The sequence below is a fragment of the Sphingomonas sp. OK281 genome (assembly GCF_900115295.1).
Lineage (GTDB): Bacteria > Pseudomonadota > Alphaproteobacteria > Sphingomonadales > Sphingomonadaceae > Sphingomonas.
Map to the genome: position 1 here is coordinate 145,201 of NZ_FOVZ01000001.1, position 24,555 is coordinate 169,755.

General features: G+C 65.6%; 23 protein-coding genes. 10 read left to right on the forward strand and 13 right to left on the reverse strand.

Features of this window, described 5'->3' with window-relative positions; all coding sequences use genetic code 11:
* The first annotated feature begins 64 nt into the window (after positions 1 to 64).
* From BM244_RS00710 to BM244_RS00720, 3 genes are all read left to right on the forward strand, one after another.
* Positions 65 to 478 (forward strand): glycine zipper 2TM domain-containing protein, encoded by a 414-nt coding sequence (locus BM244_RS00710; RefSeq protein WP_139226837.1) that lies wholly within the window; start codon positions 65 to 67, stop codon positions 476 to 478.
* A gap of 278 nt (positions 479 to 756) precedes the next feature.
* Positions 757 to 969, forward strand: coding sequence for a cold-shock protein (locus BM244_RS00715; protein ID WP_031394996.1), 213 nt, complete (start codon positions 757 to 759; stop codon positions 967 to 969).
* A gap of 105 nt (positions 970 to 1,074) precedes the next feature.
* The gene (locus BM244_RS00720) at positions 1,075 to 1,305 is read left to right on the forward strand and encodes a hypothetical protein (RefSeq protein ID WP_056060610.1); all 231 of its coding nucleotides are present in this window, start codon (positions 1,075 to 1,077) and stop codon (positions 1,303 to 1,305) included.
* A gap of 313 nt (positions 1,306 to 1,618) precedes the next feature.
* On the opposite strand, the gene BM244_RS00725 is transcribed toward BM244_RS00720, so the two are convergent.
* The 11 genes from BM244_RS00725 to BM244_RS00775 form a co-directional block, all read right to left on the reverse strand.
* A complete protein-coding gene (locus tag BM244_RS00725) occupies positions 1,619 to 2,593 on the reverse strand; it encodes a cell wall hydrolase (protein WP_093396802.1) in 975 nt (324 codons plus the stop codon).
* Positions 2,594 to 2,749: 156 nt separating this feature from the next.
* On the reverse strand, positions 2,750 to 5,581 hold the full coding sequence (locus BM244_RS00730) for a M16 family metallopeptidase (protein ID WP_093396803.1): 2,832 nt from the start codon (positions 5,579 to 5,581) through the stop codon (positions 2,750 to 2,752).
* 8 nt (positions 5,582 to 5,589) lie between these two features.
* Positions 5,590 to 5,787: a hypothetical protein gene (locus BM244_RS00735; RefSeq protein WP_254784193.1), complete on the reverse strand. Its 198-nt coding sequence runs from the start codon at positions 5,785 to 5,787 to the stop codon at positions 5,590 to 5,592.
* The gene (gene tgt, locus BM244_RS00740; RefSeq protein ID WP_093396805.1) at positions 5,784 to 6,932 is read right to left on the reverse strand and encodes a tRNA guanosine(34) transglycosylase Tgt; all 1,149 of its coding nucleotides are present in this window, start codon (positions 6,930 to 6,932) and stop codon (positions 5,784 to 5,786) included. Before tgt ends, BM244_RS00735 begins: the two co-directional genes overlap by 4 nt.
* Before the next feature lie 4 nt (positions 6,933 to 6,936).
* Positions 6,937 to 7,392 (reverse strand): EF-hand domain-containing protein, encoded by a 456-nt coding sequence (locus tag BM244_RS00745; RefSeq protein WP_254784194.1) that lies wholly within the window; start codon positions 7,390 to 7,392, stop codon positions 6,937 to 6,939.
* Positions 7,393 to 7,400: 8 nt separating this feature from the next.
* Positions 7,401 to 8,426 carry a tRNA preQ1(34) S-adenosylmethionine ribosyltransferase-isomerase QueA gene (gene queA / locus BM244_RS00750; RefSeq protein WP_093396808.1) on the reverse strand — a complete coding sequence of 342 codons (1,026 nt, stop codon included), beginning with the start codon at positions 8,424 to 8,426 and terminating at the stop codon, positions 7,401 to 7,403.
* Positions 8,427 to 8,433: 7 nt separating this feature from the next.
* Positions 8,434 to 9,165, reverse strand: a complete 732-nt coding sequence (locus BM244_RS00755) for a peptidylprolyl isomerase (protein ID WP_093396809.1) — start codon at positions 9,163 to 9,165, stop codon at positions 8,434 to 8,436.
* Between the two features lie 213 nt (positions 9,166 to 9,378).
* Positions 9,379 to 9,885, reverse strand: a complete 507-nt coding sequence (gene coaD, locus BM244_RS00760) for a pantetheine-phosphate adenylyltransferase (protein ID WP_093396811.1) — start codon at positions 9,883 to 9,885, stop codon at positions 9,379 to 9,381.
* Positions 9,886 to 9,907: 22 nt separating this feature from the next.
* Complete coding sequence (locus BM244_RS00765) at positions 9,908 to 10,798, reverse strand: polyprenyl synthetase family protein (protein WP_093396812.1); 891 nt, start codon at positions 10,796 to 10,798, stop codon at positions 9,908 to 9,910.
* A gap of 13 nt (positions 10,799 to 10,811) precedes the next feature.
* Positions 10,812 to 11,051, reverse strand: a complete 240-nt coding sequence (locus BM244_RS00770) for an exodeoxyribonuclease VII small subunit (protein ID WP_056060585.1) — start codon at positions 11,049 to 11,051, stop codon at positions 10,812 to 10,814.
* 88 nt (positions 11,052 to 11,139) lie between these two features.
* Positions 11,140 to 12,825, reverse strand: coding sequence for a GGDEF domain-containing protein (locus BM244_RS00775; RefSeq protein ID WP_093396814.1), 1,686 nt, complete (start codon positions 12,823 to 12,825; stop codon positions 11,140 to 11,142).
* A 260-nt stretch (positions 12,826 to 13,085) separates the two neighbouring features.
* Between BM244_RS00775 and BM244_RS00780 the strand changes: the two genes are divergently transcribed.
* Complete coding sequence (locus tag BM244_RS00780; RefSeq protein ID WP_093396815.1) at positions 13,086 to 15,062, forward strand: glycoside hydrolase family 84 protein; 1,977 nt, start codon at positions 13,086 to 13,088, stop codon at positions 15,060 to 15,062.
* A 101-nt stretch (positions 15,063 to 15,163) separates the two neighbouring features.
* On the opposite strand, the gene clpA is transcribed toward BM244_RS00780, so the two are convergent.
* Both clpA and BM244_RS00790 read right to left on the reverse strand, forming a co-directional pair.
* Positions 15,164 to 17,482, reverse strand: coding sequence for an ATP-dependent Clp protease ATP-binding subunit ClpA (clpA, locus tag BM244_RS00785; protein WP_056060577.1), 2,319 nt, complete (start codon positions 17,480 to 17,482; stop codon positions 15,164 to 15,166).
* Positions 17,483 to 17,625: 143 nt separating this feature from the next.
* Positions 17,626 to 17,820 (reverse strand): DUF1192 domain-containing protein, encoded by a 195-nt coding sequence (locus BM244_RS00790; protein ID WP_093396817.1) that lies wholly within the window; start codon positions 17,818 to 17,820, stop codon positions 17,626 to 17,628.
* Between the two features lie 123 nt (positions 17,821 to 17,943).
* Between BM244_RS00790 and BM244_RS00795 the strand changes: the two genes are divergently transcribed.
* From BM244_RS00795 to BM244_RS00820, 6 genes are all read left to right on the forward strand, one after another.
* Complete coding sequence (locus BM244_RS00795) at positions 17,944 to 18,924, forward strand: NAD(P)H-quinone oxidoreductase (protein WP_093396818.1); 981 nt, start codon at positions 17,944 to 17,946, stop codon at positions 18,922 to 18,924.
* A gap of 347 nt (positions 18,925 to 19,271) precedes the next feature.
* Positions 19,272 to 20,156 carry a UDP-2,3-diacylglucosamine diphosphatase gene (locus tag BM244_RS00800; RefSeq protein ID WP_093396820.1) on the forward strand — a complete coding sequence of 295 codons (885 nt, stop codon included), beginning with the start codon at positions 19,272 to 19,274 and terminating at the stop codon, positions 20,154 to 20,156.
* Positions 20,157 to 20,317: 161 nt separating this feature from the next.
* Complete coding sequence (locus BM244_RS00805) at positions 20,318 to 21,340, forward strand: glycosyltransferase family 4 protein (protein ID WP_093396821.1); 1,023 nt, start codon at positions 20,318 to 20,320, stop codon at positions 21,338 to 21,340.
* A gap of 99 nt (positions 21,341 to 21,439) precedes the next feature.
* A complete protein-coding gene (locus BM244_RS00810) occupies positions 21,440 to 22,117 on the forward strand; it encodes a DUF1013 domain-containing protein (RefSeq protein WP_055873545.1) in 678 nt (225 codons plus the stop codon).
* 395 nt (positions 22,118 to 22,512) lie between these two features.
* The gene (locus BM244_RS00815) at positions 22,513 to 23,577 is read left to right on the forward strand and encodes an MBL fold metallo-hydrolase (RefSeq protein WP_093396823.1); all 1,065 of its coding nucleotides are present in this window, start codon (positions 22,513 to 22,515) and stop codon (positions 23,575 to 23,577) included.
* 34 nt (positions 23,578 to 23,611) lie between these two features.
* Positions 23,612 to 24,481 carry a dienelactone hydrolase family protein gene (locus BM244_RS00820; protein WP_093396824.1) on the forward strand — a complete coding sequence of 290 codons (870 nt, stop codon included), beginning with the start codon at positions 23,612 to 23,614 and terminating at the stop codon, positions 24,479 to 24,481.
* Positions 24,482 to 24,555 lie beyond the last annotated feature (74 nt).

The window sequence follows — 24,555 nt, forward strand, 5'->3', positions numbered from 1 at the left end:
CCGGCAACCAAATCCCGGCGCCGAGCATTGCGGTTGCAGTATCAACCCTCTGAAAGGACACGAAATGCGCGTTGCGATGCTGGGCCTGCTGGCCGCCTCCACCTTGGTTGCCGGCTGCGTCGGCGACGGGGGCAGCCGCTACGGCGTCGACCCGCGCTATCGCTCCTACGACTATAACCGGCCGGATCCCGCCTATGGCAGCTACGACGCCGGCCGCTATTACCGCGACGACCGCCGCTACCGCGAGCGCCGCCTGTCGCGCAACGAACGCGTCTACCGCGGCAACGACGGCCGGTATTATTGCCGCCGCAACGATGGCACCACGGGCTTGATCGTCGGCGGAGTCGCGGGTGGTGTGCTCGGCAACGTCATCGCTCCGGGCGGCTCGGGCCTGCTCGGTACCGTCCTCGGTGCTGCGGGCGGTGCTCTAGCCGGCCGTGCAATCGACCGGTCCAGCAACGAGACCCGCTGCCGTTAAGTCCCTCGACCGGCGTCGAAATATCGGCGCCGGTCGTTTTGAATTCTCGTCGCTACCGGCGCCGCGCGCGAAAATAATATCTGCGGTAATCGGTGCAGTTCTTGACCCATTTTACCGGTAAGATTTGCAATTCGGGCGGTCTTGGCCCATATAGCGCTCAGCTACAGTCGCATATCGACGGTTCTTGGCGCTTTGCGGCACCTTTCTCCTTCTTTCCCTGCTCCGCGGCACGGGTCGCCCGAACGTCGGGTTACTCTCTACTAAGAAGGAGCCACTTCATGGCTATCACCGGAACCGTCAAGTTTTTCAACGCCGACAAGGGCTATGGCTTCATCGCGCCGGATGGCGGCGGCAACGATGCATTCGTGCACATCACCGCGGTTGAGCGCGCCGGCATGCCGACGCTGAACCAGAACCAGCGCGTCACCTACGAGCTCGAGCCCGACAAGCGTGGCAAGCAGTCGGCCGTGAACCTCCAGCCAGCCGATTGATCTCGCTGGCGGATTACGGTCCGCCGACCTGATCTCGGTTGCGATGCGGTGGCCATAACGGTCGCCGCATCACCCCTTTGAAATTTCCCGCAGGAGCGCACCAGCATGGCCGATAATCCAGAATTTTACCGGGCCCGCGCTGATGAAGAGCGTCGCAACGGCGATGCCGCCCTCCTCGACAACGTCCGTGACCGCTGCCGCCGCGCCGAAAAGGCTTGGGACGACATGGCCTCACGCGCCGAACGCACCCAGATCCTCCGCGCCGCCCGCGAAGCCGCCCCTCCCGGTGGCGAACGCATGATGATCGGCACCCCGTCGATGGTCCCCGCAGAGTAAGCGGAATCTCCGAGGTTCGATTTGTTTGAAAGAAAAACCCGGTGCAGCGATGCATCCGGGTTTTTCTTTGTGATCTTTAGACAGAATGGTTCGCGCAGAGGCGCAGAGGCGCAGAGGCGCAGAGAGGGCGGAGCTTCTAGCTGAACCGCAGGTTCCCGAAATCAAATGTGATATCCGCAGCTCAACCCAGAACGCAACACCTCCGCGTCCTCTGCGCCTCTTCGTGAACCAACTTCTTTGTCTAGCAAGTTGGCTGCCAGAAGGCATCCGTTGAACACCCCTGACACAGTACCGTGGAAGTGATCGCGGCGGCCTACTTCAGCGGCTTACCCGAATCCTTCCACCGGTCGAGGATCTGCGATTCTGGTGGAAGCATGTCGGAAACAGCCGGTACTGCCGGTGCCTGAGTAGCGGCCTTGGCCTGCGCAACATTCGCCACCACCGTAGCCGGCACTGGCACGGACACCGCCCCCGCAGTCGCAGCAGCGATCATCTGCGGCGTCGGCGGTGCGATTGGTTGCACGGACATATGCGGCCCAGGCACCGGTTCGCCGCCAGCGTAGCGCTGGTTAAACGCAGCCGAAGTACCCCAATACCCCTTCCACCGATGGAAGAAATGTGCACCGACGACGTCGGTCATCACCATGCTCCGGTTCCAAGCAGGCGTCACGGCATAGGTATGATAGTGCGTCGCCAGCCCGACTGGCGCATAGACATAGCCGGCGAGCGCCATGCCGGCCGCGCGAGCCGCGCGCACCCAGGCGGCGCGCGCCGGCACCCGCGCCATCGCGCCGTCGCACGCGAAGCTGAACTGGCAGCCGGCATGTTCCGAGCCCTGGTACACCACGCCGCATACCGTCCCCGGAAATGCCGGATGCCGCGCACGATTGAGAATGACCTGTGCCACAGCCTGCTGGCCCGCATCGGGTTCCGACGCCGCTTCGTAATAGATCGCGGCAGTCAGGCATTGCAGCGCGCGATCGCGGTCCAGTGCCGATGCGCCGGCCATCGAGAAGGGCCGTGCCGGGACGATACCCGCGTCGAGCGTGGCGTCGGCCGGGATCGGAAGGTTGGGGAGGTCGATGGTTCCCGTAACACCAGCCGCAGGGGCGGCGATCTCCTGCTCGGCCAGCGTAGCGGCGGGGGATGGAACCGTGGCCGGAGAGGCGGCGCTGGCGCGGTCGTTCGCCGCGTTTCGCGCCGACATCGCCCGGAGCGCAGCATGCGCAGAAATTCCGGCGCCGATGATCAGCACCGTGACGACCATCGCCGCCCAGATGCGCTTCATCAGCCGAACCGTCTGCAACCGAACGCGCAACCGCTTACCTCGTACCAGCCCTATCGAGCGTTACTAACGTCCGGCATAGCCGATTTGGCCGGATCGATCGCGCACGGATTCCATCCGTCCCACCGCGGGACGGACAGTCACCGTAGCGCCAATCGCTTACCGTAAGGTTGCAGTGTCCAGCTTCAGCGCAGCTTCGGGAATAACCTCGACGTTCGGATAGGCTTTGCGCAGCGGCTCGATAAACTGCTTGGCGTCGCCCACCACGACGATGCTCGCTGCCTTCGGATCGAGCAAGGCGACCGCCGCGGCCTGCACCGCCGCCGGATCGACCGCGCCGACCGCACCGGTGTAGCGCTGGAGCTCGCCTAGCGGCACGCCGTTCTGGACATAGGCGCCGAGGATACCGGCAACGCCCGACGTCGTCTCGATTCCGCGCCCGAAATTGCCGACCAGCACGGCCTTGCGCGTGTCGAGCTCTGCCGCAGGCACCGGGGACGCCCCCATCCGCGTCATCTCGGCGGCGATCAGCGTCACCACTTCCGCGGCGGTCGGGTTCTTGGTCTGCGTCCGCGCCGCGACCGTGCCCTGCGTCTTCCCCGCATCGAGTCCGCTGCCCGCGCCATAGGCCAGCCCACGTTTGATCCGGATCTCCTGGTTCAACCGCGACGAGAAGCCACCGCCAAGCACCGTGTTGCCGACAGCCAACGGATAATAGCGTGCGTCCGAGCGCGCGATCGCCGGCCGGGCAACCACGACGCCGGCCTGACCCGCTTCGGGCATGTCCACCACAATTACGCGCCGCTTCGGGTACGCGACCTGCGGAGCGTTCGCCGCCGCTGCGCCGCTCGATTTCCAGCTACCGAATTGCGCCTCCGCCAAGGCCTTGGCACGCGCCGCGGTGACATCGCCGACCATGATCAGCGTCGCCTGGCCCGGCTGAAAACTTCGCGCATACGCCGCCGTGATATCGGCCCGCGTGATCGCCTTCAACGATAGCGGCGTGCCCCCGTTCGGCGCGCCATAAGGCGACGCACCAAGCACCGCACGATCCGCAACCAGGCCCGCGACCTGCGCCGGGTCCTTCAACGCCAGCGTCACCGCGTCGACCTGTTGAGTCCGCGCGCGTTCGATCTCCTCGGGCGCAAAGGCCGGATTGATCGCGACGTCGGCGAGGATAGCCATCGCGGGCGCAAGCTGGTCCGACTTCACAGTCACGTCTACCGCTGCGCCATCGCTGCCAGCCGAACTGCCGATCGATCCGCCAAGTCCCTCGACCGCGCGCGCGATCTGTGTCGCCGACCGCGTCTTCGTACCCTTGGTGAGCAGTTCCGCCGACAGGCTGCTGACGCCGGCGCGGTTCGCGGGATCGGTCGCCGCACCACCAGCCGTCACCAGATACGCGGTGACGATTGGCAGGTCATGCCGCTCGACGGTCACCAGCCGCATGCCGTTGGCCAGCCGTACCTCCACCGGCTGCGGGATCGTCGGCGATACCGGTGCGCTCGGCGCAGGCGGCTGGACACGCTGGCCTTCGGGCGCAGGCGTCACGATCTCGATATTCGCCGGCGCCTTCAGGTCCGCGACCTGCACCGTCGGCGCAATCGTGATCGTATCGGCGATACCGCCCGCAGGCTTTGCCGCGATCGGCATGTACCGGATCGTCGCTGACTGGTTGTCGCCAAGATATTTCCGCGCGACACGCTGGATATCCGCCGCCGTCACCCGCGAGATCGCCGCCAACTGCTTGTCAGCCGCCCGCGGATCACCGTCGATCAGCACCGCCGCAGCCAGAGTGCTCGCCTTGCCCTCGGCGGTCTCGCGCGACTGGATCGACTGAGTCAGGATTTCGTTCTTCGCCTCGGCGAGCTCAGCCGCGGTCACCGGCGCATCGCGGAACCGGGCGATCTCGCGCTTCAACGCAGCTTCACCGGCCTCGACCGTCTTGCCGCTTGCGAGGATCGCGTAGACAACCATGTTGCCGGTCGCTTGCTTTGTATCGAGGAACGCCTCGGCCGACTGCGCAAGCTGGTCGCGGTACACGACGCTCTCGTACAGGCGTGAACTCTCGCCGGTCGCCAGCACTGCCTTCAACACCATCAGCGCAGGGATATCCGCGTCGCGGTCCGGCGGCAGGTGATAGCTGACCAGCACGGCGGGAAGCGGCGTGTTCGGCTCGTACACGGTCCGCTTCACCGCCGCCGTTCGCGCGGGCTCGGCAACCGTCACGCGCGGGATGGCAGCGGAAGGCTTCTTGATGCCCGCGAAATACTGGTCGACCCAGTTGTTCAACTGCGCCGGATCGAAGTTACCCGACACGACCAGAATCGCATTGTCCGGCCGATAATAGGTCGCGTGGAAGGCGCGGACGTCGTCGATCCCGGCGGCTTCCAGATTCTCCAGGCTGCCGATCGTCCCGCGCGCATAGGGGTGCGCGGAATACGCGAGCGCCGGATAATAGAGTGAAAACAGCTTGCCGTACGGCCGCGACAGCGTGCTCTGGCGAAGTTCCTCCTTCACCACGTCACGCTCCGACCCGAAGCTCTTGGGCTCGACGACGAGGCTAGCCATCCGGTCGGCCTCCGCGAACAACAGCCGCTGGAGGTGGTTGGCCGGAATTACCTCGTAATAATTGGTATAGTCGTCATTGGTCGACGCATTGTTGTAGCCGCCGACATCCTCGGTCAGCCGATCCATCTGCTCCGACACCAGGTTGCGCGTCGACTTGAACATCAGGTGCTCGAACATGTGCGCGAACCCGGACTTGCCCTTGGGGTCGTCCTTTGATCCGACATCGTACCACACCTGCACCGACACATTGGGCGTACCGGTATCGCGGATCGCATAGACGCGCAGGCCATTCGGCAGGGTGCGCTCGGTATAGGCGATCGGCTTTACCGAAACCTGCGTTGGGACAGGTGCGGTCTGCGCCACCCCCGCTACGGGAAGACATGCTGCGGTCAGCAGCAACGCGGAGCGGAAGAGGCGCATGAAGATCCTTACTTGTTGCGGTTCGCGAACAGCACCGCGCCGGCGATCGCCGCGGAGCCGATGCCGACACCCAGGCCGATCTTCGCGAGCGGCCAGCTCTTCGCCTTCGCGGCGGCGTTATGCGCGGCGGCTTCGGCCTGCAGCTTTGCTTCCTTGGCGGCGGCGAGGATTTCGTTCGGGGTGTCGCTGTCGATCTTGATGGTCACTTGGGCTCTCCTTCACTCTTCCGCGCATACATCGCGCGGAAATCATTCGCGAACTGCGTCAGCGTCCCCGAGGCGATCGCCGCCCGCAGATCCGCCATCAGCGCTTCGTAGAACCAGATGTTATGCTCCGTCATGAGCATTGCGCCAAGCATTTCGCCCGACCGGACCAGATGATGCAGGTACGCCCGACCCCAGGTCGCGCAGACCGGGCAGGGACAGGCCGGATCGAGCGGCCCCATGTCCTCGGCGAACTTAGCATTACGGATGTTGATCGGCCCGGTGCGCGTAAAGGCTTGGCCGGTGCGACCAGACCGCGTGGGCATCACGCAATCGAACATGTCGATCCCCCGCTCGACCGCGCCGACGATATCGTCGGGCTTGCCGACCCCCATCAGGTAGCGCGGCTTCTCGACCGGCAACTGGCCCGGCGCGAAGTCGAGGCAGCCGAACATCGCCTCTTGGCCTTCGCCGACCGCCAACCCGCCAACCGCATAGCCGTCGAAGCCGATATCGATCAGCGCATCCGCTGACGACTTTCGAAAGCCCTCGTTCAGCGCACCCTGCTGGATCCCGAAGATCGCGTTGTTCTCGGCATGCTTTTCGCCGGCATCGAACGCCGCGCGCGACCGCTTCGCCCAGCGCATCGATCGCTCCATCGCTGCCGCCTGCACCTCGCGCGTCGAGGTCGTCGGCACCAGTTCGTCGAACGCCATGACGATGTTCGAACCGAGCAGCCGCTGGATCTCGATCGACCGCTCGGGGCTCAGCAGGTGTCGCGTGCCGTCGAGATGTGACTTGAACGAGACGCCTTCTTCGGAGCGCTTCGTCAGGTCCGCGAGGCTCATAACCTGATAGCCGCCGGAGTCGGTGAGGATCGGCTTCGACCAGCCCGAAAACGCATGCAGCCCGCCGAGCCGTGCGACTCGCTCGGCGCCGGGCCGCAGCATCAGGTGATAAGTATTGCCGAGTATGATATCCGCGCCCGCACCGACCACATCGGCGGGCTTCATCCCCTTGACGGTCGCGGCGGTGCCGACCGGCATGAATGCCGGCGTGCGGATGTCGCCGCGCTGCATCGCGATGACGCCCGTGCGCGCCTTGCCGTCGGTGGCGGAGATCGTGAAGTCGAAGCGGGGGCGGGTCATGGTATCAACGTTTCTTGCGGATGCCGTAGCGATCGCCGGCCGGCGCACCGCGGATGGTGATGAGTTCGGCGCGGGTCAGCACGCCGTCCTTGTCGCGGTCGAACCGCGTGAAGAATTGCGCGAACCGCGCCTGGAGTTCGGCGAGCGTGATCCGGTTGTCGCCGTCGCGATCGACTTCGAACGGGCTCGGCAACGCGTTTCGATCGCCGAGCCACGCCTGCGCCCAGTCGGCAAAGGCAATGTATCCGATCGATCCGGTCGCAGCGCCCTCGGCGGTGGCATAGCTCCGCGCGACGCACGCGGTCAGTTCGCTTTGCGTGACGCGGCCATCGCCGTTCGCGTCGCATGCGGCAATGAACAGCGCGGCAGGCTCGGCGAAGATCGTCGCGGGCGGCTGTGGCGTACCTGCAGGCGGCGGTGAAGCGACGATGGCCTGAAGCAAAGCGAGAGCGAGCAGCATGCCGCCCGTCATGGCAGCAGAAGCGAGGCGTCGCCATAGCTGTAGAAGCGATACTTCTCAGCGATCGCATGTGCATAGGCCGCCTGCATCCGCTTGCGCCCCATCAGCGCCGACACCAGCATGAACAACGTCGAGCGCGGCAGGTGAAAATTGGTCATCAAGCCGTCGATGCCGCGGAACCGGTATCCCGGCGTGATGAAGATCGCAGTGTCGCCGTCGAAGGGGCGGATTACGTCGTCCTCACCGGTCGCGCTCTCGATCAGCCGCAACGACGTCGTCCCGACCGCGATCACACGACCACCGTTCGCGCGCACCGCGTTCAACCGGTCGGCGGTGGCGGCATCGATCCGGCCCCACTCAGCGTGCATCTTGTGCTCGGTCGTATCGGTCGCCTTGACCGGCAGAAACGTGCCCGCGCCGACATGCAGCGTCAGCGTCGCATGCTCGATCCCCGCAGCCTCGAGCGCCGCCATTAACTTCGGCGTGAAGTGCAACGCTGCCGTCGGCGCCGCGACCGCACCCGGCTCGGACGCGAACATCGTCTGGTAATCGTCCGCATCGCGGGCGTCGGTCGGGCGCTTGCCAGCGATATACGGGGGCAGGGGCATGTGGCCCGCGCGCTCCAGCAGCAGTTCGACCGGTTCGTCGCCCGCGAACACCAGCGCGTAACTGCCGTCGTCCTCGCGATCGACCGCCGCTGCGCTGACGCCGTTGCCGAACTCGATCACGTCGCCGTCGTGTAGTCGCCGTGCGTTGCGAATGAACGCGCGCCAGCGCCGCGGCCCCTCGCGCTTGTGCAAGGTCGCGCCGATCTTGGCGTCGCCCCGCCGCCCGTCGAGCTGCGCGGGGATCACGCGCGTATCGTTGAACACGAGCATGTCGCCGCGCCGCAGCAGCGATGGCAGGTCCGACACGCCCGCATCGCGGGTCGCGTCACCTTCGAGCACCAGCATCCGTGCAGCATCGCGCGGCGCCGCGGGGCGGAGCGCGATATTGTCGGTCGGCAGGTCGAAGTCGAAAAGGTCGACGTTCAACGTGGAGTCACTTCTTTGCAGGAGCCTTCTTTACCGGCGCCTTGCGAACGGCCGGCGCGAGCTTTGGCTTGGCGGCGTTCGGCCCCGAAGCCGTACCCGGCAACGTCACCGGTGCACCGAGCGCGGGGGCAGGCGGCCCAGCCATATACGCCGGAGGATTATCCGCCGCGATATAGGCGTGGACGATCCGCGACGGGTTCGCCGGTGGCTCGCCACGCTCGATCGCGTCGACATACTGCATCCCGTCGAGCACGCGACCGAACACGGTGTATTTCTTGTCGAGGCTCAGCCGCGGCTGGAAGACGATGAAGAACTGGCTGTTGGCGCTGTCCTCCTTGTCCGACCGCGCCGCCGATACGGCACCGCGGACGTGCGGCAGGTAGTTGAACTCCGCCTTCACGTCGGGCAGCGTCGAGCCACCGGTGCCGTCGCCCTTGGGATCGCCGCCCTGCGCCATGAACCCGTCGATCACGCGGTGGAACGCGAGCCCGTCATAGAAATGCTGGCGGGTGAGCGTCTTGATCCGCTCGACCATCAGCGGCGCGACGTCGGGCCGCAGCCAGATCGTCACGCGCCCGCCGGTCGACAGATCCAGCAGCAACAAATTCTGCGTGTCGGTCGTCAACGGCGGCGTCTTGCGCTCCTCGGCGACCACGACGTCCTTCTTCTTCTGCGCTGCATCCGCCGGCACCGTGACCAGGCACCCGAGCAACGCGAACATTCCGACGAAAAAGCGCATCAAATTCCCACTCGAAAGAGGCCCGGCGCAACCAGGCTGCCGCCACTTAGAGCAAATCCCCGCTTGCGCCAATCTGAACGTGAGGGGGGATCACTGCTCCCTCCCTGGAAGGGAAGGGCTGTGAATGGGTAGGCCCGCTTGAACCACGACCGTTCGATCAGGCGGAACCCTACCCACCCCCAACCCCTGCCTTCCAGGGATGGGCGAAGGAACTCAGCTTCCCTTGCGGCCCATCTTCTCGACCCGCGCAACCACCTCTTCGCGCACGGATTCCGGCACGAACTTAGCAATATTCCCGCCGTACAGCGCGATTTCCTTCACCAGCCGGCTCGCGATCGGCTGCAACGCGACATCGGCCATCAGGAATACCGTCTCGACGCGCGGATTGATCTGCTGGTTCATCCCCGCCATCTGATACTCGTATTCGAAATCGGCGACCGCGCGCAGGCCGCGGACGATCACTTTCGCGCCTTGCCGCTCGGCGAAGTCCATCAGCAGCGAATCGAATGCGACCACCTCGATATCGCCACCGATCCCGGCGACCTCGCGTCGCACCGTCGCCATCCGTTCCTCGATCGTGAACATCGGCGACTTGGACGGATTGGTCGTCACCCCGATTACCAGCCGGTCGACCAGCTTCGCGCCCCGCCGGATGATGTCCATATGACCCAGGGTGACGGGATCGAAGGTCCCGGGATAAACCCCAATCCGTGCCGTCATGCCGATCTCCCCGGTTGTAGTTCTAGCGGTCGCGCTCGAGCACGAAGCGGGCGATATCCCGCAACAGGTCGGCTTCCTTGCCATAGCTGTGCAGATGCGCGACCGCCTGGTCGACCAGCATCCGTGCCTGTTCGCGCGCACGCTCGGGCCCGAGCAGCGACAGGAACGTCTCCTTGCCCGCGACCTCGTCCTTGCGCAGCGACTTGCCCACCACGGCCTCGTCGCCCTCGGCATCGAGCAGGTCGTCGGCGATCTGAAACGCGAGCCCGAGATCATGCGCATAGCCGCGCAAGCCCACGCGACCTTCCGGCGGTAAGCGCCCCAGGATCGCCCCGGCCTCGACCGATGCCGAGATCAACGCACCCGTCTTCATCTGCTGCAACCGCGTGACCGTGTTGAGGTCGAAGCGCGTATTCTCGGCCTCGATATCCATCTTCTGGCCACCGGCCATACCGTTGGGCCCAGACGCGCGCGCGAGGTCCATCACCAGTTCGATCCGCACGAACGGATCGGCATGCGTCGCCGGATCGGCCAGGATCTCGAACGCCATCGCGTGCAGGCAGTCGCCCGCCAGGATCGCCGTCGCCTCGTCGAACACCTTGTGCACGGTCGGCTTGCCGCGCCGCATGTCGTCGTCGTCCATCGACGGCAGGTCGTCGTGGATCAGCGAATAGACGTGGATCGCCTCGATCGCCGTCGCCGCCCGTGCGGAGCATTCGCGCGCCACGTCGAACAGGTTGGCGGTCGCGAACACGAGCAAGGGCCGCAGCCGCTTGCCGCCGCCGATCGCCGCATGCCGCATCGCGCGGTACAGGTCGCCGCGCGGATCGTCCGGAATGGTCAGCAGCTGGTCGAATTGCCGATCGATCTCGGCCGAGACCTCGGCAAGCGCGGCATCGAGCGTGACGGGCATCCCGCTCACCGCGTCAGCCCGCCGCGAACGGGCGGACGCCGGCAGGCTTGCCGTCGCCGTCGAGCCGGATCGCCTCGATCCGCGCCTGCGCCGCATCGAGCCGGTCGGCGCAACGCTGGCGCAGCTTGTTGCCGCGCTCGTACAACTCGATCGCCTGCTGGAGCGGCGTGTCGCCACTTTCCAGCTTCCCGACGATAAGCTCGAGTTCCTTCAATGCATCCTCGAACGCGAGGTCTTCGATCGGCGTGTCCATGGCCGCCGCTATGGCGCAGGCACGCGACGAGGGTCAAGGATCGACCGACCCCCGGCACGCGGCGTACGAATGAACGACGTGTCGAGGCTCACGCGGCCAAGGGTAACACGCCGGCATCGCGCGATCGGTTGCGTCCGGCGCCCTTCGCCGCGAACAATGCACGGTCGGCGCCGCGGTACAGCGCCTTCCAGTCCGTTTCGCGCAACAGCGGCCCGGTGCAACAGCCGATGCTGGCGGTCACCGCGATGTCGAACGGCATTCGCTGGCTGCGCAGTCGTTCCAGTATGAGGTCGGGCGGGATAGGCGTCGCGGCATCCATCAGGATCGCGAACTCCTCGCCACCGATTCGCGCCACCAGCGCGCCGGGGGGCACCGCATTGCGCAGCGCGCGCGCGATCACGCGAAGCACTTCGTCGCCGCCGTCGTGGCCGATCGTGTCGTTGACGCGCTTGAAGTGATCGACATCTGCGATCAGCAGGAGTTGATCGCCCGGCCGCCCGATGGCCCGGTTCAGGAATGCCCGTCGATTGAGCAGCCCTGTGAGCGGTTCGGTATCGGCCAGCAACTGCGCCGCCATCTCCTGCAGTCGCGCCTCGTCGCGCTCGAGGCTCAACAGCCGGATCCGGTATGCGATCGCCAGACTCGACAGCAACGCCTCCAGCATCATCGACACCATCGTCGAATTGTCGATCCAGAAGCTCCACGACATGAACCCCAGCGCGTTCACGACCCGAAGGCTCGCAAAGATGATCGGCACGCCCCAGGCCAGGGTGAACATCCACAGATAGCTGCTGCGCACCCCCCATGCCCGGTACAGGATCGCAGGCACCAGCGCGATCAGCGGCAGGTAGCCGAGTGACAAGAGGCGATCGAGCCAGAAGATTTGCCAGGGGGCCAGCAGCACGAAGCCGATGCTCGTCGTCGCCAGGATCGTCAGCGCCGCCGTGGTCGCCGGCCGCAACCAGCCTTCGAAGACGGCGCGCTCGAAAAAGGCCCGTGCAAACACCAACGCCATGCTCGCACAGATGGCGAGCAGCACGACGTTGATCCGCAGCCGGACATTGTTGTCCAGGCCCGGCACCATTTGACCAAGCGCGGCCGACGACGAGAACGCATAGCCGAGCAGGCACAGGACGAGCAGGCAATAGACCGGCTGGAACGCCTGGCGGAGCGCGCCCCACAACGCGAGATTGTAGACAATCAGCGCAATCGCCATGCCGCCGAAGCTGGCATAGAGCGCGGCGAGCAGGATCTCGCTTTCCGCCGCCTGTTGTTCGGTGGCGAGCGTCGCTCCGAGTACGACCCCGCGAAGGTTGGCCGCGCCCTCGACATGCCAGAGCAGGCGGACGGGTGGGGCTTCGTGTTGCGGCAGCGCCAGTGACAGCGTCGCGCCAAGCTTGAGATGGCGGCCCGCAGTGCGACTGGTAAACCCGGTCTGGCGAATCGCGCCGTCCGCATACAGAACGTACAGCGTGACGCGGTCCTGCCAGACGCTGGCGGCGCGCGCGCTGAGCTTCGGTGTGCTCGCCACGTCCACTGGCAGTCGCTGCGACATGATCCAGAAATCGCCCGCGCCATAGCGGGATTGCGGCGTCGTGCAGTCGAACCGCGAGGGCGTCCGGAACAGGTCGTCCGCCCGCAATCCAGGGGTCGCGGGCAGCAGGCAAACCGACAGCGCGCGCCCGGCCAGTGCATCGGCAGGCGATGCACCCATCATCGCCAGCGCCATCAGGACGACGCCGATCAGCCAGTGTAGGCAGAACCTGGATCTCATGCGGTACAGTTAAGGCGCCTTCGAAAATTAAACGTAAAGAAGGCGATCTGTAAAACGTCCAATAGGCATAACCGCACGCTGCCACAGGTTAGGATTGTGTCGCGTAACATGGGTTCGGACGCACGCGAGCAGCGGTGCCGGCGAAAAGGGCAATGTCGGTAGAGCCCTACAAGCGGCGGCGCGGTCTGCGCGCTTTGCTTGCCGCGATCCTTCCAGTCACGTAGACCGCTATCAATACCAATCAGATACCGGAGGCCGGAATGACGCGCAAAATGGTGAATTTCGTCGGCCTGTCCTCTGTGCTCATCGCGGTATCGGGCGTAGCCGGACCCGGCGTCGCACCGGCATGGGCTGGAGCGCCGAAACGGCCGGCGATCTTTCCCGCTCCGGTGTTGATCGATCTCGGATCGGCGCAATTCCGCCTCGGCACGTCGGCGGTACTCGTCGTTGCCGGCGGCACCGACCCCGACACGGTCGCGCGTGTCCGCAACGTCCTGCGGTCAGCCGGGGTAGCCGAAATAACGATGGCGAAGCGCGTACCGTCGTCGCCCGACAGGCTTCATGTCGTCGTTGGCACTGGCGACGCCGCGGTGGTTCGCGAGGCACTGGCGGCCAGCCACGCATCGATCGACGATCATGCCGAGGGGTATACGATCGCGAGCATCGCCCGCGGCGACAGCGGTGTCGTCACGTTGGCCGGCCACGACGCAGACGGACTGTTTCATGCCGTACAGACGTTTGGACAATTGGCCGCGCGAGGCGACATTCCCGCTCTCGTCATCCAGGATCATCCGGCGATGCCGATCCGCGGTACGATCGAAGGATTCTACGGCGCGCCCTGGTCGATGGCGGATCGCGCGAAGCACCTCGATTTCCTCGCCACGGTGAAGGCGAACACCTATGTTTACAGCCCCAAGGACGATCCTTATGCGCGGGACCGGTGGCGGGAGGCCTATCCGGCCGCGACACTGGCATCGCTGAAGGCGTTGGCGGGAACGGCGCGGCGCAATCATATCGATTTCGTCTACGCCGTATCCCCAGGGCCATCGGTATGCTTTTCCGATCCCGCGGATATCACGGCGATGGAGCGCAAGTTCGACGCCATGCGCGCGATCGGGGTAGGCAGTTTCTACGTCGCGCTCGACGACATCGAATATACCAAGTGGAACTGCGAGAAGGACAAGGCGGCTTTTGGTCCGTCGGGCGCGGAGGCGGCGGGCGTCGCGCAGGCGCGCTTGCTGAACGCGGTACAGGCAAGCCTTTCCGCCAAGGATCCTGCCGCGCGGCCTCTGATCATGGTGCCGACCGAATATTACGATGCAAAGGAAACGCCGTACAAGGCGGCTTTGCGCAAGCATCTGGATCCCCGCATCGTGGTCCAGTGGACCGGCACCGATGTCGTGCCTCCGGCGATCTCGATCCCCGACGCCCGCGCCGCGACCAAGGCGTTCGGTCGCAAGACGCTGCTGTGGGACAATTATCCGGTCAATGATTACGCGCAGACGACCGGTCGGCTCCTGCTTGCCCCCTATATCCGGCGCGAAGCCGGCTTGTCGGGCGAACTCACCGGGATCTTGTCCAACCCGATGAACCAGGAAGTGCCGAGTCGCGTCGCGGTCACCGGCGTGGCCGCGTTCGGCTGGAACGACACGGGCTATGATGCCGAGCGAACCTGGCATGCCGCGGCCCGCGCGCTGGCGGGTGGTGACGAAGGGGCCACGGGCGCCTTGCTGACCTTCTTCGACACGCAGCACATGGCACCGACCTTTGGCAGCCAACCCTGGCAGGATCAGGCACCGCGGCTGAAGGCGATGCTCGATCACGTCCGCGAGGCCATTGCGGACGGCGACGATATCGCGCGACAGACGGCACTCGCGGAACTCGGCAGGTACGCCGCCGGGTTCGCCGCTGCGCCGGATATCATCCGGTCGGGTACGGTCGATGCGGGGTTTGCCGCTCAGTCTCGCCCTTGGCTGGACGCGATGCAGCTATGGGGGCGTGCGCTTCAGCTGACCGTCGCAGGTCTCGAAGCCGTCGATCGGGACAGTCCCGCCGCGGTCGGCTATTTTGCGGATGCGAAACGGCGCGCAGCCGAAGCGGCGGCCGTCCAGAGCATACCCGGCGCCACCCGCTTCGATGGCCCGATCAAGATCGCCGATGGCGTGCTGGATCGGTTCGTCGTCGATGCCCCTACGCTCATGACGGTTCCGCAGCGCGGCGAACCCGAGGCCAGGTAACGATCACGACGCCGAGCCGGGTATCGCGTCCACCACGGACAATAAAAAACCGGCCGGGAATGCCCCGGCCGGTTTTTTCTTAGACGAATCTCATCAGCGACTCAGCTGGCGTCGACCGTCTCGGTCTTGCCCTTCTTCTTGGGCTTCTTCGGCGCGGCGGGCTCGATCGCGAACGACAGCGCGCCGTCCTTCATCTTAACCGTCACCTCGCCGCCGTGGACCAGCTTGCCGAACAGCAGTTCCTCGGCGAGCGGCTGCTTGATCTTCTCCTGTATCAGGCGACCCATCGGCCGTGCGCCGTACAGCTTGTCATAGCCCTTGGTCGTGAGCCACGCCTTCGACTCGTCGTCGAGGACGATGTGCACGCCGCGGTCCGCCAACTGCAATTCGAGCTGGAGGATGAACTTGTCCACCACCCGAGCCACCACTTCGGTTGGCAGGTACCCGAACGGCACCACCGCATCGAGACGGTTGCGGAATTCCGGCGTGAACATCTTCGTCACGGCCACCTCGTCCTCGCCCTCGCGCGACAAATTGCCGAAGCCGACCGTCTCGCGCGCCATGTCGCTGGCACCCGCATTGGTCGTCATGATCAGGATGACGTTGCGGAAATCGACCGACTTGCCATGCTGGTCGGTCAGCCGCCCGTTATCCATCACCTGCAACAGGATGTTGAACAGGTCCGGATGCGCCTTCTCGATCTCATCGAGCAACAGGACGCAGTGTGGATTCTGATCGATCGCATCGGTCAGCAGGCCACCCTGGTCGAACCCGACATAGCCCGGAGGCGCACCGATCAGACGGCTGACCGAATGCCGCTCCATATATTCGGACATATCGAACCGCTGGAGCGGAATGCCCAAGATCGTCGAGAGCTGCTTGGCGACTTCGGTCTTGCCGACACCCGTAGGCCCGGTGAACAGATAGTTGCCGATCGGCTTCTCGGGCTCGCGCAAACCCGCCCGCGCCAGCTTGATCGCCGAGCTGAGCTTCTCGATCGCCGCATTCTGACCGAACACCACGCGCTTCAGATCCGTCTCGAGCGTGGCCAGAGCCAGCTTGTCGTCGGTTGAGACCGACTTTGGCGGGATGCGGGCCATCGTCGCGATGACCTGCTCGATCTCCTTGGGCGTGATCGTCTTCTTGCGCTTGTTCGGCGGCACCAGCATCTGCATCGCGCCGACTTCGTCGATCACGTCGATCGCCTTGTCCGGCAGCTTCCGATCGTTGATGTACCGAGCCGACAGCTCGACCGCCGACTTGATCGCATCGGGCGTGTACTTGACGTTGTGGTGATCCTCGAACGCCGAGCGCAGGCCAGCGAGGATCTTGATGGTATCCTCGATCGTGGGCTCGTTCACGTCGATCTTCTGGAAGCGCCGCAGCAACGCGCGGTCCTTCTCGAAGTGATTGCGGAACTCCTTGTACGTCGTCGAACCGATGCAACGAATGGTGCCGCCCGACAAAGCCGGCTTGAGCAGGTTCGAAGCATCCATCGCGCCGCCGCTCGTCGCGCCAGCACCGATCACGGTGTGGATCTCGTCGATGAACAGCACGGCATCAGGTAGCTTCTCGAGCTCGTTGACGACCGCCTTCAAGCGCTCCTCGAAGTCACCACGATACCGCGTACCCGCCAGCAACGCGCCCATGTCGAGCGAGTAGATGACAGCAGGCAACAGTACGTCGGGAACGTCGCCCTCGACGATCTTCCGCGCCAGGCCCTCGGCGATAGCGGTCTTCCCGACGCCGGGATCGCCCACATACAGCGGGTTGTTCTTCGACCGGCGGCACAGGATCTGGATCGTGCGATCCACCTCCGGCCCGCGCCCGATCAGGGGATCGACCTTGCCGTTCTTGGCCTTCTCGTTGAGGTCGACCGTGAATTGCTTGAGCGCGCTTTCCGTCTTGCCCTTCTCCTGTCCCTTGGCCGGCTTCTCGTCGTCCGCACCCTTTGGCGTGGATGCTTCGGTCGCCTGCTGCCCGCCCTTGCCGACACCGTGGCTGATGAAGCTGACCGCATCGAGGCGGCTCATGTCCTGCTGCTGCAGGAAGTAGACGGCATAGCTCTCGCGCTCGCTGAACAAGGCGACGAGCACGTTGGCGCCAGTCACTTCGTCGCGGCCCGAGGACTGGACGTGGAGGATCGCGCGCTGGACGACGCGCTGGAACCCGCTGGTAGGTGAGGGGTCGGTCGCTGCATCGACCTTCAACGCATCGAGTTCGCTGTCGAGGTAATGCGAGACGGTGTTCTTCAGATCGCCGATCTCGACATTGCACGCGGTCATGACCTTCGACGCATGTTCGTCGTCGATCAGCGCGAGCAGCAGATGCTCCAGCGTCGCATATTCGTGACGCCGGGACGATGCCGCCTCGAGCGCTTTGTGCAGCGTGGTCTCGAGGGCGGGTGCAAATGATGGCATTTACAATACTCCTGTCGGGCCGCGAGAACGCGAGCCCTTTGCCACTATGTCGGAACTGATATCGGTCGCATCAAGCACTTGAACCCGGCCTCGTCCGTTCCTGCGCTGCCTAAATGCGACGCTTGTGGAGGCGGGCAGCGCGATCACCGCCTGAACAGGTCGTCGGCGCTGGCGCGGTGACTGACTGCGCGGTCCTTCTTCAACTGGCAGCGCGCGATCTCGCCTTGCAGAACGGTGATCCGCGCATCGAGTTCGGCGACCGACAACGGATCGAGGTCCTGTCGCACCAGTGCGTCCAGCAGGTCGTCGGGACGGGAGGGGGTGTCTTCCAGTTCCATAAGATCTGTAACGTTGACCCGCACCAGAGTGATGTCAATAAGGCGCGGAAATCTAAAGGGACGTGACGAGCGATGACCGCGATACCCGAAAACCAATCCAGTAACTTAGGTGTACCCGACGTCATGAAGGCGATCGATCCGGAACAGCCCGGCGGTCCCGAAGTCCTGGTTCTGGTCGACCGTCCCGTGCCCAGGCCGGGGCACGGGGAGGTGCTCGTCAAGGTCGCCGCGGCCGGCGTGAATCGCCCCGAGGTCATGCAGCGCCAGGGCAAGTATCCGCCGCCGCCGGGGGCGCCCTCAATCCTCGGCATGGAGATTTCCGGCACGATCGTCGCGGTCGGCGAGGGCGTCGGCGACGAACAGGTCGGCCAGCTCGTCTGCGCGCTGATCTCCGGTGGTGCCTATGCGGAATACGCGGTCGCGCCGTTCGGCCAGTGCCTGCCCGTCCCCCAGGCGCTGACGATGGTCGAGGCGGCGGCGATGCCCGAGACGCTCTTCACCGTCTGGACCAACCTCTTCGAGCGCGCCTACGCGATGGAAGGCGATACGGTCCTCGTTCACGGCGGCACTTCGGGCATCGGCACGATGGCGATCGGCCTGTGCAACGTGTTCGGCATCGACATCATCGTCACCGCCGGCTCGAAGGCGAAGTGCGAAGCCGCGCTGAGCCTCGGGGCGACCCACGCGATCGACTACAAGTCGGAGGATTTCGTCGAGCGCGTGAAGCAGATCACCGGCGGCAAGGGCGTCGCCGCGGTGCTCGACATGGTCGGCGGCGACTACGTCCCGCGCAATCTCCAATGCTTGGCGGAAGACGGCCGCCACGTGTCGATCGCGGTCCAGGGCGGCATGATGGCGACCGTCCCCCTGTTCGAGATCATGCGCCGCCGCTTGACGCTGACCGGTTCCACGCTCCGCCCGCGTGACACCGCGTTCAAGTCGCTGGTCGCAGACGAACTCGCACGGACGGTGTGGCCACACGTCGAGGCCGGGAAGCTGAAGCCAGTGATCGACCGCGTGTTTGCCTTCGCAGATGCACCGGCAGCACACACGCGGATGGAAGCAGGCGACCACGTCGGGAAGATCGTCCTGACGATGGAGTGAGGGGAGGGGCAAACGGCCACCACCCCCACTACCTCACCCCGGCGAAGGCCGGGGCCCAGTCGGGGACGCTAAGCAAGGGAGCGGCGCGCTTCGTTATTGCCACCTCTCCAACTGGGCCCCGGCCTCCGCCGGGGTGAGGCCTCACAGCGCTACCCGACCCAAAACTTGTTCTCCCGCGAAGGCGGGTGCCCAGTCTGGATCCCCGCCTTCACGGGGAAACATGCTGACCTTGTTCCGGCTATAAACACGACAGATCCGCTGACTTAGAACAGTCACCGGACTGCGACCACCGTGTAACAATACTCGCCTAATACTCGCGACAAGGATAGTTTTGCGGGGGCAGGCTCATGAACGCCATTACGACGTTTTCGCCATCTAGCTTCGTTGGCGCCGACATCACCGATATCGCCGACTTCATCCATTCCCGGCCCGCCGTACCAGAGCCGGTCGTCGAGCGGCGGCAGTACCGCACGATCTGGATCTCCGACGTCCATCTCGGCACGCGCGGCTGCAACGCCGGGATGCTCAACGACTTCCTCGATCACGTCGACAGCGAGACGATGTACCTCGTCGGCGACATGATCGACGGCTGGCGGCTCAAGAAGAAATTCTACTGGCCTGCCGCGCACAACGACGTGATCTGGCGCCTGCTCAAGCGCGCCAAGCGCGGCACCCGCGTCGTCTACATTCCCGGCAATCACGACGAGGTGTTCCGCCAATATTCGGGGCTCGACCTGGGCGGCATCTCGATCCGTCGCAACGCGATCCACGAGACGGCGGACGGGCGCCGCCTGCTGGTCCTCCACGGCGACGAGTTCGACGCGATCACGCTCGCGCATCGCTGGGTCGCGCACATCGGCGACGCCGCCTACACGATGCTGATGGGCCTCAACCGCTGGGTCAACGCCGCGCGTCGCCGGATGGGCATGCCCTATTGGTCGCTGTCGAAGCACGCCAAGGCCAAGGTCAAGAACGCAGTCGCCTTCATCTCGCACTTCGAGGAAGTCGTCGCGCACGCGGCCGGCGTCCGCGGCGTCGAAGGTGTCGTCTGCGGCCACATCCACACCGCCGAAATGCGCGAGATCGCCGGCATCGCCTATTACAACGACGGCGACTGGGTCGAAGGTTGCACGGCGCTGGTCGAGCATTTCGACGGCCGAATGGAGCTCCTCCACTGGGGCGACGAAATCGCCGCCCGCGAGAAGGACAAGGTCGTCACCTTAGCCGCCTGACTCAAACCCCTCTCCCCCGCAGGGGAGAGGGAAAGCCGCGCAGCGGCGAGGGTGAGGGCACGGTCCCCGACGGCGTTCAGCGCGTGCCCTCACCCTCCCACCGCAAGTGCGGCGGGCCCCTCCCTCTCCCCATGGGAGAGGGGCAAAATGGAGATAAGCCGATGCGTATCGCGATCGTCACGGACGCCTGGAGCCCGCAAGTAAACGGCGTCGTCCGCACCCTCCAGTCGGTCCAGCGCGAGCTCGAATCCGTCGGCCACGAGGTCCTGGTAGTCTCCCCCGAACGCTTCGCCTCGATGCCATGCCCGACCTACCCCGAGATCCGCCTAGCCTTCGCGCGTTCGGGTGCCGTCGGCCGCATGCTCGCCGCCTTCGGCGCCGACGCGATCCACCTCGCCACCGAAGGACCGGTCTGCCTAGCCGCCCGCAACTGGTGCCTCGCCCGCGCGCTACCGTTCACCAGCGCGTATCACACGCAATTCCCCGACTATATCGCCGCTCGCACCGGCGCGAACCCCGACTGGATCTGGCGCTACATCCGCTGGTTCCATCGCCCCGCCCAATCGATCCTGGTCTCCACGCCCTCGGTCGCGGCAACGCTCGCCGCCCAAGGCCTGCACCAGGTCCGCGAATGGGGCAGGGGCGTCGACTTCGCGCAGTTCGGCCTCGACGGCGCGCGCGATCCCGAGATGGCAGCGCTGCCCGGCCCGATCCTCCTCTATGTCGGGCGCGTCGCGGTCGAGAAGAACATCGAGGCGTTCCTGTCCTCGGCACACCCCGGCACAAAAGTCGTCGTCGGCGACGGCCCAGCCCGCGCCACGCTCGCCCGCCGCTTCCCCGACGCTGTGTTTCTCGGCCAACGCTCCGGCCTCGACCTCGCCGCCGCGTACCGGACTGCCGACGTCCTCGTCTTCCCAAGTCGCACGGACACGTTCGGCCTCGTCATGATCGAAGCGCTCGCCTGCGGAACCCCTGTCGCGGCGTACCCAGTCACCGGGCCGATCGACGTCCTCGACGACCGCGTCGGCGCGATGCACGAAGACCTCGAAACGGCCATCGCCACCGCGCTCACTCGCGACAGCGTCACCTGCGCCGCCTATGCCGCGCGCTACAGCTGGCCCGCCAGCGCCCGCCAGTTCCTCCACGCGCTCGTTCCCCTCGAAGGAAAGCTCATGGCCGCCTGAGCTTGTTCGCTTGCCTGTTGCCCCGGCGCGCACTAAGTCTCTCCCATGTCAGGCCGCTCCGAAAGGGGCGGCCCTTTCTATTTTTACGGAGTTTCCGCCGTGGCCCAGCCGCTCATGCCCCACGCGACCGCCGCCTGGATGGTCGACAATACCGCGCTCAGCTTCGAGCAGATCGCGGACTTCTGCGGCCTGCACATCCTCGAGATCCAGGCGATCGCCGACGACACCACCTCGACCAAGCTCACCGGCCGCGATCCCGTGCGCGCCCATGAAGTGACCCAGGACGAGATCGACAAGGGTGCCGCCGATCCCGATTACCAGCTCAAGATGATCAAGGGCCCCGAGCAGGTCCGCCGCACCAAGGGGCCGCGCTACACGCCGGTCTCGAAGCGCCAGGACAAGCCCGACGGCATCTCGTGGATCATCCGCAATCATCCGGAGATCACCGACGGCGCGATCTCGCTGCTGATCGGCACGACCCGCACGACGATCGCGGCGATCCGAGATCGCAGCCACTGGAACATCGCCAACATCACGCCGAAGGACCCGGTCACGCTCGGCCTGACCTCGCAGCGCGAGCTCGATGCCGCGGTGGCAAAGGCGGCCAAGGCCGCTGGCATGGAGGCTCCGACCGACACCCGCCTCGAAGGCGATCGCGAAGTCCTTCTCCAGCAGCTCCGCGCCGAGCGCACCCAGGCGGCCGCGGACGCACAGTTCGTTGCAGACGGCGGCGTCCTCCCCGTCAAGCCGCTGTTCGACGACCCCTTCAAGCGCTGACGGCACTTCCCCTCCCGCAAGCGGGAGGGGGCAGGGGGTGGGCTCGCGCCCTCCTCATACGATACGGCTAGCGAGATTAGCCGACGCACAAGGCGGCGGCCGTGGTGTCGAACAGTCCGCACCTCCATGTTCTCCCGCGAAGGCGGGAGCCCAGTCTGGGTCCCCGCCTTCGCGGGGAAACAAGGTTCCTTCGTCTCAAGAGAAAACCCCAACCTGATCCTCCCCCGCCAGGGGGAGGTGGCTGGCACTTGCCAGACGGAGGGGGAGGCAAGCGCCAACCTCTGCACCGTGTCCTCCCCCTCCGACACCTTCGGCGCCACCTCCCCCTGGCGGGGGAGGATAGCAAGAGCGGCATTGGGCTATCTCGCGCCACATCCAGTTGCTAACTGCAACGGATGGCAACCGCACCCGATACCAATTTCGCGCCGACCAGTCACAAAGGGCTGACCTACCCGTTTGGTGGCGCAGAACCTGAAGTAGGCGGCACGATGCAGGTCGCCCCCGGCATAGGCTGGGTCCGCCTCCACATCCCTGGCCCCTTACGCCACGTAAACTGCTGGCTCCTCACCGACACCGACGGCGAAGCGTTGGTCGACACCGGCATGAACACCGCGGCCGCGCGCGACGCGTGGAAAGCCATCTTCAGCGGCCCCAAAGCCAACACCCGCATCACGCAAATGATCGGCACCCACTTCCACCCCGACCATATCGGCCTAGCCGGCTGGATGTGCGATCATCATTCCGCCCCCTTGATCATGACCCGAGCCGAGTGGCTGACCGCCCGCATGCTCGCCGCCGACGCCCGCGACTCGGTCCCCCACGAAATGCTCGCCTTCTGGCGCGGCGCAGGCTGGGACGCCGCACAGATCGACCACGCCACCGCCAAGGGCTGGGCCGGCTTCCGCAAGATCATCACGCCGCTCCCGCTCAGCTACACCCGCATCGAAGACGGCGACACGCTCACCATCGGCGCGCGCGACTGGCGCATCGTCACCGGCTCCGGCCACTCCCCCGAACACGCGTGCCTGTACGACGAAGCCGGCGGCATCCTCATCGCCGGCGACCAGGTCCTCCCGCGCATCAGCCCCAACGTCTCGCTCGGCGTCACCGAACCGAACGCCGATCCTTTGGGCGAATGGTTCGCGTCGATCGCCAAGCTGAAAACGCTGCCCGCCGACCTGCTCGTCCTCCCAGGCCACGGCGACCCGTTCACCGGCCTCCACACCCGCCTCGAGGCGATGGACCGCGAACACCGCGAGCGTCTCGACGAACTCGCCGTCTTCCTCGCCGAACCGCGACGCGCCGTCGACTGTTTCGGCCGCCTGTTCCGCCGCGCGATCGGGCAGGACGTGCTCGGCATGGCGACCGGCGAAGCCCTAGCCCATCTCCGCCGCCTCGAAGTCGAAGGTCGAGCAACCCGGCACACCGAAGATGGCGTATGGTGGTGGCGCGCGGCCTGAGTTAGCATGCGGCCAAATTCAAGAGGATAGGCCCATGTGCGACGAGCATACCGCAGACGATAACGAAGCCTATCTGGCCGGCGTCTCGCGCCGCCAGTTCGGCGTGATGACCGGCGCGATGGGGCTGACGATGTTGCTGCCCGCCCCCGCGAACGCTGCCGTCATCAAGGGCCGCGACGTGTCGATCACGACGCCCGACGGCAAGGCCGACGCCTATTTCGTCGCACCCGCGACCGGCAAGCATCCCGGCGTGCTGGTCTGGCCCGACATCATGGGCCTCCGCCCCGCCTTCCGCCAGATGGCCGACCGGCTCGCGCAATCGGGCTATGCGGTGCTCGTCGTCAACCAGTTCTATCGCTCGACCAAGGCACCGTTCCTCGCCCCCGGCGAGTCCTACGACCAGCCCGCCGTCCGCGCCCGTATCGCGCCGTTCCGCGACGCGCTCACGTCCGAAGGCACGGTCCGCGACGCGAAAGCCTTCACCGCCTTCATCGACGCGCAACCGCAGGTCGATCGCAAGCGCGGCATGGCCACCACCGGCTATTGCATGGGCGGCCCGATGGTCATGCGCACCGCTGCAGCCGTGGCGAACCGTATCCGCGCAGGCGCGACGTTCCATGGCGGCGGTTTCGTCACCGACAAGCCCGACAGCCCGCACCTCCTGATCCCGCAGATGAAGGCGCAATACCTCATCGCGATCGCCGCCAACGACGACGCCCGCGCCCCGACCGAGAAGGACACGCTCCGCACGGCGTTTGCCGCCGCGAAACTCCCTGCCGAGATCGAGGTCTACGCCGGCACGATGCACGGCTGGTGCCCGCCCGACTCGAAGGTCTACAACGCCGTCCAGGCGGACAAGGCCTGGGCCCGCATGCTCGCGCTGTTCGACAAGGCGCTGGTTTAACGGGGGAGGGTGAGGGGCCTGTACCGAACCCGGCATTCCGCGTCCTTGTTCTCCCGCCTTCGCTGGAGAACAAG

What these genes read in the sequence shown, in the direction of transcription:
- BM244_RS00790 (WP_093396817.1), bottom strand. Translation starts at nt 17,820, where the DNA reads ATGGAACTGGAAGACACCCCCTCCCGTCCCGACGACCTGCTGGACGCA.
- coaD (WP_093396811.1), bottom strand. Translation starts at nt 9,885, where the DNA reads ATGACGGCACGGATTGGGGTTTATCCCGGGACCTTCGATCCCGTCACC.
- tgt (WP_093396805.1), bottom strand. Translation starts at nt 6,932, where the DNA reads ATGACCCGCCCCCGCTTCGACTTCACGATCTCCGCCACCGACGGCAAG.
- BM244_RS00765 (WP_093396812.1), bottom strand. Translation starts at nt 10,798, where the DNA reads ATGCCCGTCACGCTCGATGCCGCGCTTGCCGAGGTCTCGGCCGAGATC.
- BM244_RS00800 (WP_093396820.1), top strand. Translation starts at nt 19,272, where the DNA reads ATGAACGCCATTACGACGTTTTCGCCATCTAGCTTCGTTGGCGCCGAC.
- BM244_RS00745 (WP_254784194.1), bottom strand. Translation starts at nt 7,392, where the DNA reads ATGCTGCTCGCTCTCGCTTTGCTTCAGGCCATCGTCGCTTCACCGCCG.
- BM244_RS00715 (WP_031394996.1), top strand. Translation starts at nt 757, where the DNA reads ATGGCTATCACCGGAACCGTCAAGTTTTTCAACGCCGACAAGGGCTAT.
- BM244_RS00815 (WP_093396823.1), top strand. Translation starts at nt 22,513, where the DNA reads ATGGCAACCGCACCCGATACCAATTTCGCGCCGACCAGTCACAAAGGG.
- clpA (WP_056060577.1), bottom strand. Translation starts at nt 17,482, where the DNA reads ATGCCATCATTTGCACCCGCCCTCGAGACCACGCTGCACAAAGCGCTC.
- BM244_RS00780 (WP_093396815.1), top strand. Translation starts at nt 13,086, where the DNA reads ATGACGCGCAAAATGGTGAATTTCGTCGGCCTGTCCTCTGTGCTCATC.
- BM244_RS00755 (WP_093396809.1), bottom strand. Translation starts at nt 9,165, where the DNA reads ATGCGCTTTTTCGTCGGAATGTTCGCGTTGCTCGGGTGCCTGGTCACG.
- BM244_RS00730 (WP_093396803.1), bottom strand. Translation starts at nt 5,581, where the DNA reads ATGCGCCTCTTCCGCTCCGCGTTGCTGCTGACCGCAGCATGTCTTCCC.
- BM244_RS00710 (WP_139226837.1), top strand. Translation starts at nt 65, where the DNA reads ATGCGCGTTGCGATGCTGGGCCTGCTGGCCGCCTCCACCTTGGTTGCC.
- BM244_RS00795 (WP_093396818.1), top strand. Translation starts at nt 17,944, where the DNA reads ATGAAGGCGATCGATCCGGAACAGCCCGGCGGTCCCGAAGTCCTGGTT.
- BM244_RS00720 (WP_056060610.1), top strand. Translation starts at nt 1,075, where the DNA reads ATGGCCGATAATCCAGAATTTTACCGGGCCCGCGCTGATGAAGAGCGT.
- BM244_RS00770 (WP_056060585.1), bottom strand. Translation starts at nt 11,051, where the DNA reads ATGGACACGCCGATCGAAGACCTCGCGTTCGAGGATGCATTGAAGGAA.
- BM244_RS00775 (WP_093396814.1), bottom strand. Translation starts at nt 12,825, where the DNA reads ATGAGATCCAGGTTCTGCCTACACTGGCTGATCGGCGTCGTCCTGATG.
- BM244_RS00820 (WP_093396824.1), top strand. Translation starts at nt 23,612, where the DNA reads ATGTGCGACGAGCATACCGCAGACGATAACGAAGCCTATCTGGCCGGC.
- BM244_RS00725 (WP_093396802.1), bottom strand. Translation starts at nt 2,593, where the DNA reads ATGAAGCGCATCTGGGCGGCGATGGTCGTCACGGTGCTGATCATCGGC.
- BM244_RS00805 (WP_093396821.1), top strand. Translation starts at nt 20,318, where the DNA reads ATGCGTATCGCGATCGTCACGGACGCCTGGAGCCCGCAAGTAAACGGC.